7 protein-coding genes are annotated in these 9,062 nt (G+C 47.5%); 3 read left to right on the plus strand and 4 right to left on the minus strand.

Annotation, left to right across the window (positions count from 1 at the left end):
• From VIM87_RS03695 to VIM87_RS03705, 3 genes are all read left to right on the plus strand, one after another.
• Positions 1-768, plus strand: a 768-nt coding sequence (locus VIM87_RS03695) for an outer membrane beta-barrel family protein (protein ID WP_331995665.1), incomplete at its 5' end; no start/stop codon positions are given.
• A 25-nt stretch (positions 769-793) separates the two neighbouring features.
• Positions 794-943: a hypothetical protein gene (locus VIM87_RS03700; protein WP_331995666.1), complete on the plus strand. Its 150-nt coding sequence runs from the start codon at positions 794-796 to the stop codon at positions 941-943.
• A 79-nt stretch (positions 944-1,022) separates the two neighbouring features.
• Positions 1,023-2,495 carry a S41 family peptidase gene (locus tag VIM87_RS03705; protein WP_331995667.1) on the plus strand — a complete coding sequence of 491 codons (1,473 nt, stop codon included), beginning with the start codon at positions 1,023-1,025 and terminating at the stop codon, positions 2,493-2,495.
• Here the strand turns inward: VIM87_RS03705 and VIM87_RS03710 are convergent.
• The 4 genes from VIM87_RS03710 to VIM87_RS03725 all read right to left on the minus strand — a co-directional run.
• Complete coding sequence (locus VIM87_RS03710; protein ID WP_331995668.1) at positions 2,487-3,182, minus strand: HlyD family efflux transporter periplasmic adaptor subunit; 696 nt, start codon at positions 3,180-3,182, stop codon at positions 2,487-2,489. The genes VIM87_RS03705 and VIM87_RS03710 overlap by 9 nt on opposite strands.
• Before the next feature lie 18 nt (positions 3,183-3,200).
• Positions 3,201-5,414, minus strand: a complete 2,214-nt coding sequence (locus tag VIM87_RS03715) for a peptidase domain-containing ABC transporter (RefSeq protein ID WP_331995669.1) — start codon at positions 5,412-5,414, stop codon at positions 3,201-3,203.
• Positions 5,415-5,696: 282 nt separating this feature from the next.
• On the minus strand, positions 5,697-7,622 hold the full coding sequence (gene nagB / locus VIM87_RS03720) for a glucosamine-6-phosphate deaminase (RefSeq protein ID WP_331995670.1): 1,926 nt from the start codon (positions 7,620-7,622) through the stop codon (positions 5,697-5,699).
• Between the two features lie 210 nt (positions 7,623-7,832).
• On the minus strand, positions 7,833-9,062 hold a 1,230-nt coding region (locus VIM87_RS03725), incomplete at its 5' end, for a family 20 glycosylhydrolase (RefSeq protein WP_331995671.1).

Below are 9,062 nucleotides of genomic sequence, written 5' to 3' on the forward strand. Positions count from 1 at the left end.
TTTTCTTACAGCCGCCGTATTGACCGGCCCTCTTACCAGGATCTGAACCCCTTTATTTATTACAACTCGCCCTATGCATACTACCAGGGCAATCCTTATGTGCAGCCACAGTACACACATTCGCTGGAAGCCTCCTGGACCTTTAAGGAAGATTATACCCTTACCCTGGGCTATGCTGCCATTAAGGACTATTTCACGTACATCTCTTACCTGGATAGCAGCACCAACATCACAAAAGAAACCATTGCCAACTTTAATACAGCACGTAATATAAGCCTGGATGTAAGCGCTACGCAGGAGCTCACGGACTGGTGGACCTGCATTGTAAACCTCAGCACCTGGAGCGACCGCTATACCGCCTGGTTTAACAATGCCCCCATTAATAACAACATCCTTAGCTTTTCCGGCAATGTTAAGAACACATTCAAAGTAAATAAGCGTTTAATGCTGGAAGCCACCGGCATTTACCGCAGCCCCACTATTGATGTGATCCAGCGCAGCTTTGCCCGCTACCGGGTAGACCTTGGCTGTAAATACACATTAATAGATAATAAAGTGATCCTGAAAGCGGCGGTAAAAGACCTGTTCTATACCTACCGCAGTAATGGCGTGAACAGGGTAGGCAACCTGGATGAACGTTTTTACAATACCAATGAAACCCGCTTATTTATTGTAGCCCTTACCTGGAACTTTGGCAAGCTGAAAAAAACAGATAAGCACAGCGGCAATAAAAGCAATGCAGCAGAGCTGGACCGCATCCGGAAATAATTATTTTACCTTAAACCCACTTTGCATGAAAAAGAAAATTGAAAAAAAGCTCACACTGGGCAAGATCAAAATTGTAAAGCTAACCGGTAGTCCCATAAAGGAGCTGCCCACCGGTAACCCCACCATGATCAATACATGCGGGGTCTGTCCTGAAACTATCCTGGGTACCCGTTAAATACAACAACCACAAACAGTGTTAAAGGCTTTTTCCTTTAACACTGTTATCGCCTCAGAAAAAATTACTAATTTCCGGAATGACCGGACCCATTAAAGCCCTTACCATTGCCACCTGCTGTTTCCTGTTAAGCTGCGCCCCGCAAAAGCCTGCGCCCTTAGCCGGCAATTACCTGAACGACCTGGTATTGTATGAGAACATATTACAGGCCACCCATGCAGGTTTATACAACTATCACAGTAAATCATCCATAGACAGTATTTTCGCTTACTACAACACCCTGGCAGGTAAGCAGTACACCAGCACTACGGAGTTTTACAAATACCTTTGCATTATTACCACTTACATTGGCAGCCTGCACGATGATGTATTTTTGCCTGATGCCCTGCGGGATAGCCTGGAAGGGCAAAAAGGTTTCTTCCCTTACCCCCTGGAGATCATTCAGGATAGTATGGTGGTAAATACAGACCAGGGCAGCATTCCTGCAGGCGCCATTATTACCGCTGTTAACGGCCATACCACACAGGAGCTGCTGCAAACGCTGGGGCATTATTATACAACAGATGGCTACAATACCACCGGCAAAAAAGTAGGCATTGCACACTTTTTTCCCTGGTACTATGCCATTGAATATGGTATGCAGGATGAGTTTAACATAAGCTACCTGCCCTATGGCAGCAGCACCATAAAAACAGCAGTGCTGCCTGCCGTTACCTTTACCGCCTATGAAAAGCTGTACGAAAAACGCCACTCCCTATACCTGGATACCCTGCTGGATAACCACTACTACTTTAGCTGGGCGCCTGACAGCGCACCGGTATTAACGGTAAATACTTTTGCGCTGGGCAATGCGGAATCAGCCAAACACAAGGCTTACAGCCGTTTTCTGGATTCAGTGTTCACCCTGCTAAAAACAAAACATGCCGCCAGCCTGGTAGTAGACATCCGTAAGAATGGCGGCGGGGATGATCCTAATGACCTGCTTACCTTTTCATACCTGGCTTACCAGCCCTATAAAGAGAACCAGGAAGCCTATACGTTATTTCAAAAGCTGCCCTTTAAGCAATATTACCAGGCAGAGGATTCCAGTGACATACCAGACCTGGAATCTAATTTTAAAGAAGAGCATAACCGCCTGGTAGATGGTAAGTATTACCAGAACCCTTCTTTTAATCCTTTATGGAAGCCCAACCCCTTAGCCTTTCACGGTAAGGTATATTTGCTGGTAGGGCCGCAGGTAGCTTCTGCAGCTTCTTTATTTGCCAGTATGGTAAGAAGTGAGAATAAGGTAATAGTAGTGGGAGAGGAAACTATGGGAGGTTATTACGGGCACACCGGGCATAACAGCGTTACCTACCAGCTGCCGGATTCACACATCAGCATTATGCTGTCTGTAGTAAATGTAAAACAGTATGTGCAGCCATTACCCGCCATTCCCTTTGGCCGCGGTATTATGCCGCAGGTACCACTGCAGCAGGATCTGAAAGGTTTCATAGATAACAAGGACCATGTGCTGAATGAGGTAATGAAGCTTGCGCAGCCATCATTGTAGTAGCTGCTGAATGATCTTTCTTTCACGGAGAATAATACGGGCATTTCCTTTTACCAGGCTGGCATAAAAAGGCAGCTGATCAGCCTGTGTGCTATCATCCCGCAAAGCAATAAATACAGCCCGTTTGCCATCAGGGTCAGGCACCAGGGACAGCTCGCGGATATAACCTGCCAGCACAATGCGCTGGTCATTAAATAACAGGGAAACGCCCGTGCCTGGTTTTACTTTATCCGCATCGGCCCCGTTAATTAAACCTACATATACCACTGTATCTTTTTGCAGCGGCTGGGGAATAATATAACAAAGTGTATCGTTGGCATTAATGAGCTGCGCCGTTTGTAAGGAATGTTTGTACAGGGAAATATAACCGCTCACGGGCGCAGAGATCTGACTGCTATCGCCAAGCCTGGCCAGTACGGCATTCTTTTGTACAGGCGCTCCGTTCTTAAAATGAATGGCCGTTAGGGTACCGGTATAAGGGCTTATAACGGGAACGGGTATATGACCGGCATCCAGTGTTACCGGCAGCACCAGCTTTTCAGTATAGGGTATAATGCTCATTAAAGCCAGTATGGCCAGGCCGGTTAATGCTACCGACAGCATGCCCCATTTAAAGATCCAGGAAGGCGGTTTATTCAGCGCATCATTAGCTTCATTGCTAATGATCTCCATTTCATGTATATCCATTGGTGTTATTATTTATGATCAGGTACCTAGTTCCAGCTGGTTCTTTACCAGGCTAAAGTAGTTGCCGGCATGGTCTACCAGCTGCCGGTGGGTGCCGGATTCCACCAGCTCCCCGTTTTCCAGCACAATGATCTGGTCTGCATTTTTTACGGTGCTTAAACGGTGGGCCACAACGATCACGGTTTTATTCTTAAAGAACCGGTCCAGGTTATCAATAATGGTTCTTTCATTCATCGCGTCCAGCGCATTGGTGGCCTCATCAAAGAAAATATATTCAGGGTCCTTGTACACTGCGCGGGCAATGAGTATGCGCTGTTTCTGCCCCTGGCTTAACCCCATGCCATCCACGCCTATTTTGGTGTTGTAACCTAAGGGTAATGATTCTATGAACTCCCGTATGTTGGCGGTTTCCACGGCATGCAGCAGGCTGGTTTTATCAATACTGTCAGCGCCTACAGCTATATTGTTTGCAATGGTATCGGAAAATATAAAGCCATCCTGCAGCACGGCCCCGCATTTGCTTCTCCAGATTTTTTCATCAATACGGGTCAGGTTTTCCTGGTCAATTTTAATAACGCCGGTAGTGGGTTCATAAAATTTCAGCAGCAGCTTTAATAAAGTAGTTTTGCCGCTGCCGCTACGGCCTACAATAGCTGTTACCTTGCCCTTGGGTATATGCAGGTTCAGGTTTTTCAGCACATTAAAATAGTGGGTGCCTTCATACCGGAAGCTCAGGTTCTCTATGTGTATGGATTCGCTTTGCATGGCGGCCCTGCTGGCCTGTATCATCAGTGGGTCTGTTTCTTCTTCGGGAATGGCTTCCTGTATTTCACCTACCCGTTCAATACTGATCCTGGCATCCTGGAAAGAGTGGATGAAATCTACCGAAGTGGCCAGCGGTACGTTCAGCTGCCCTACAATATATTGTATGGCCATCATTTCACCCAGCGTCATGGAGTTTTCAATTACCAGCCGTGCCGCCATAAAAGTGATGATAATGTTCTTGCTGGTATTAATAAAATCAGCGCCGCCCCTTTGAAACTGTTCCAGGGAAAGGTATTGTATATTAATGCGGAACAGGCGCGCCTGGATGGATTGCCAGTCCCAGCGTTTTTGTTTTTCCGCATTCTGCAGCTTTATTTCCTGCATGCCGTTGATCAGCTCCACCAGCTTGGATTTGTTGTGCGATAGCTCTGTGAAGCGTTTATAATCCAGCACCTTTCGCTTGTTCTGGAAAAAGAAGATCCATAGCACAAAAATGAACCCGCCGGTAAAAAAGGTAAGGAAAATACTGAGGCTGTAATACAGCAACAGCCCTGCAAACACCACCAGCGTAAACAGGGAAAATACCAGGCGCAGGGTGCCGGAGGTAAGAAATTCCTCTATACGTTTATGATCCTCTATACGCTGCAGCAGATCGCCGGAGTTTTTAGTATCAAAGAACTTGATGGGCTTTTTCATAAGCTTCATCAGGAACTCCGATATCATGGCCACGTTCACGCGCGTGCCCAGGTACAGCAGCAGCCAGTTCTGTATTACGCCTACCATAGTTTCGCCCAGGAAAATAATGATCTGCCCCACCAGCACCAGGTATACAAAATTGAGGTCTTTATTGGCAATGCCCGTATCTACAATGCTTTGGGTAAGGAAAGGGAAGATGAGCTGCAGAATGGTGCTGAAAAGCACGCCAATAAGCAATTGCGCCAGCAGCAGCTTGTATTTTGCCAGGTGTTTTATTAAGTAGTTGAAACCGCGCCGTGTTTCATTTTCCTTGCGTACATCAAAGGTCTTTTCATAGAATTCAGGCAGCACATCCAGCGCCAGCACTACGCCTACCGGCTGGTCCTGTGTTTTGGTGCTTACCCAGTTCTTAAGGAACTCTTCTTTTTTAAGCTTTTGTTTGGTGGTGCCGGGGTCCGCTACATACACATATTTATCCGTGATCTTATACACCACTACAAAGTGGTTCTGCTTCCAGTGCACAATACAGGGCAGCGTGATATTATCTTTCAGAATATCAAAAGTTACCTTTAATGCAATGGAGTTAAAACCTATTTTTTCCGCTGCATTGCTGATGCCCAGTAGTGATACCCCTTCCTTACCAATGTTGCAGAACTCTCTTAACAGCGCCAGGGGATAGTCTTTGCCATAATACCTGGCAATGATCCTGAGACAGGTGGGGCCACAGTCTTTAGTGTCCAGTTGTTTGTATATGGGGAATCTGTCAGCCATCTTTTTTGGGAATTATAAAGTATACATTGCTTCCCTGCTAAGTTCATGAAATTAAATTGTATTAACAATGGGCGGTTGGCTGAAACGCTTGCTGATGGCGGAAATGGGGCGTTTTTGAGCTGCGTTTGGGGCGGTTGGTGTATCCGTACGGGACCTTGGTACTTATAATGGTTGGATTGGTGTAGTGAAAAAAAAGTTTTGGAAAGATATGGCTATAAACAAATAACACCCCCGTATTTACGGAGGTGTTACGTTATATACATACTTGTGATCCCTTATGGCTTACATAAAATGATACCGTACAAAAGCTTCCATCGCAGCATATTTCTGTAATCCCAGTTTATCATACAGCTCAGCGGTGTTAGCGTTGCGGTCTTCGGCCCTTTGCCAGAATTCACGCAGATCGGTTCCCTGGAAAGGTACAACATCTTTCTGGCTTTGGTGAATAAAGATGCCTAAACGTTTTTGAACCACCTGGTCGGGGCTCATGGGTACCGCCATTTCAATTTCATGGATATCCCATTCCTGCCAGGCGCCTTTGTACAGCCATACCCAGCAATCTTTCATGAACTCCTCATGTTTCAAACGGTTAAGCGCTTCAAACACAATGTCAAGGCATACCTTGTGGGTGCCATGCGGGTCGGCCAGGTCGCCTGCGCAAAAGATCTGATGTGGTTTTACCTCGCGTAACAACTGCATGGTCAGCTGCACATCTTCTTCGCCCATGGGCTTCTTTTCCACCAAACCGGTTTCATAGAAAGGCAGGTTCTGGAAGTGGATGTTCTCTTCCTTAATACCTACGTAACGGCAGGTGGCCTTTGCTTCGCAACGGCGTATCAGGCCTTTAATGGCGCGTATTTCAGGCGTATCTTTCTGGCTGGGTTTCTTGATCTTCAGGAAAGCTTTTGCTTCATCCAGTATCTGGGAGCTCTTGCTTCTGTCTATATCAAACATGCCTTCAAAGCCTACGGCAAAGTCAATAAAGCGCAGCACAAATTCATCGGTTACTGCAATGTTGCCGGAGGTCTGGTAAGCTACATGCACATCATGCCCCTGCTCATGCAGGCGTATGAAAGTACCACCCATGGAAATGATATCATCATCCGGGTGAGGGGAGAAGATCAGTACGCGTTTAGGCATAGGCACTGAACGTTCCGGGTGCTGAGGCAGGGGCGCGCCGGGTTTGCCGCCGGGCCAGCCGGTAATGGTATCGCGGATGCCGTTAAACTCTTCAATGTTCAGCTCATATGCAGAACCGTATTGCACGATCAGGTCATTTAAACCATTCTCATTGTAGTCTTTATCTGTGAGCATCAGAATGGGCTTATCCAGCTTCATGGCCAGGCCGGTTACTGCCTTGCGGCGCAGGCTGGGTGTCCATTCGCAATCGCCGGTAAGCCAGGGCTCCTTATAACGGGTAAGCTCCTGTGCGGCTTGTTCATCTATCACAAAGCGGCAGTTCGGATGCTGTTGCAGCAGGGAGGCGGGCACCTGGTCGGAGTAATGGCCTTCTACCGCCCTGCGTACGATCTTGGCTTTGTGTGAGCCCCAGGCCATCAGCAATACGCGTTTGGCTTTGAAAATAGTGCCAATACCCATGGTAATAGCCAAACGGGGTACCTGGCTCATATTCGGGAACTCAAAGCCATTGGCCAGGCGGGTGCTGTTATCCAGCGTTACCAGGCGGGTATGGGAGTTTACGCTGGCCCCGGGTTCGTTAAAACCAATGTGGCCGTTGTTACCAATGCCCAGTACCTGCAGGTCAATGCCGCCGGCAGATTCTATTCTGCGCTCGTATTCTTCGCAGTAAGCTTTCATTTTTTCCTTGGGCAGGGTGCCGTCCGGTACAAAATAATTGCCTTCCGGTATATCTATATGTTTAAATAACTGCTCTTTCATGAACCGGTTGTAGCTCTGCAGGGCATCCGGCTCTATGGGATAATACTCATCCAGGTTAAAGGTTACTACATTCTTAAAGCTCAGGCCTTCTTCTTTATGCAGGCGTACCAGCTCCGCATACAGGTACTTGGGCGTAGAGCCGGTGGCCAGGCCCAGTACACAGGTTTCTTTGGCGGCTTGTTTTGCTTTGATTAGTGCTGCTATTTCCTGTGCTACTGCGCGGGATCCTTCCTTAGCTGTGGGATGAATATCCACGGCTATCTGTTCAAAACTGTCAATCAGTTCGATCTCCTGGTGATTAAGCGTCATGGTAAGTGATGTTTTGGATTAGAGGCGTTTAAAAAACGAGCCGGAAAATTAAATAAAAATGTGCTAATCTGGTAGCTTTTTAGCTGTTGTTTAACAAAGTAGCCGTTATTTAATGTGCAGATGTGCAGATATGCAAATGTGCAGATGTTGGGTGCGAGCCCTTATTCTGCAATTTTCACATATTTGCACATCTGCATATCTGCACATCTACTAATTAATTATTACTTCGTCCACAAAAAGCCAGGCCTTGCTGCCCGCGCCCTCTGCGCCTGCCGGTATGGTGCCTGCATTCTGGGCTACCAGCTTCACATAACGGCCTTTTACCTGCTGTAAAGGCGCCCGTACCTGGTTAATGCCTTCTTTGGTAAAGGTAGTTTGTTTATATACTTCCTTAAAATGCTGTCCATCGTCAGATACCAGGAAAGTTACCTGTTTGGGCGGGTAAATGCCCGGGCCCTTGGCATTCAGGATGTTCACGCCTACGGAGTGAATGTCCTGCACACTATCCAGGTCCACCGTGGCTTCCATGTTGTTGCCGCTGTAGCCAAACCACTGGTTATCATTGTATTCCTTTACGCCCTCAATACCATTCACCAATGCAAAGGGGCTGCCGGGATTGTAGTTGCCATTGGGCGGCTGCGCCAGGGTAACTTTTTTAGCCAGCGCTTTATGGAACACAAATGGCTGCGTGTACTCATTGCCGTAAGGTTTACCATCCAGGAACACCAGCGCGCGGATGGTTTCTGCCTTGTCTATCACTATAGGATTGGTATAAGCAGTAGCCTGAGGGGTAGGGGTGCTGCCATCTGTAGTGTAAAAGATCTTGCCGCCATCCAGCTTGCTGTCCAGCTTTACGGATACGCCGCTGGCAGTGCTGTCGGCCTCACCGCGTATCTCAAATACATGTTTGGCGTAGTTCACTTTTTTCATATCCAGGCGGTGCAGGTGCTGCTTCAGCCTTTCCACAAAATCATCGTAATTACGTTTTTCAGCAGGGCTCCATAAAACCTCTGCCATGGCGGTTGCGCGGGGGTACACCATGTATTCCACGTGCTCCGCGTTCAGCATATATTCAGACCATACATTGGCCTGTGCGCCTTGTATGTAGGTAGCTTCTTCCTTGCTTAAGCCGGCAGGTACAGGCTCGTAGCTGTATACCTCACTTACCGGTGTATAGCCGCCAATGGCAACAGGCTCATTTTTTCCTTTGGATTGATAGTGGTCAAAATAGCAGTAGTTGCCCGGCGTCATGATCACATCATGTTTTTGTTTGGCTGCTGCTATGCCGCCTTCTTCCCCGCGCCAGCTCATTACAGTGGCATCAGGGGCCAGGCCGCCTTCCAGGATCTCGTCCCAGCCAATAATACGGCGTCCTTTGCTGTTCAGGTATTTTTCCATGCGCTGGATAAAGTAGCTCTGTAACGCATGCACATCTTTCAA

The organism is Chitinophaga sp., assembly GCF_036569125.1.
Taxonomy (GTDB): domain Bacteria; phylum Bacteroidota; class Bacteroidia; order Chitinophagales; family Chitinophagaceae; genus Chitinophaga.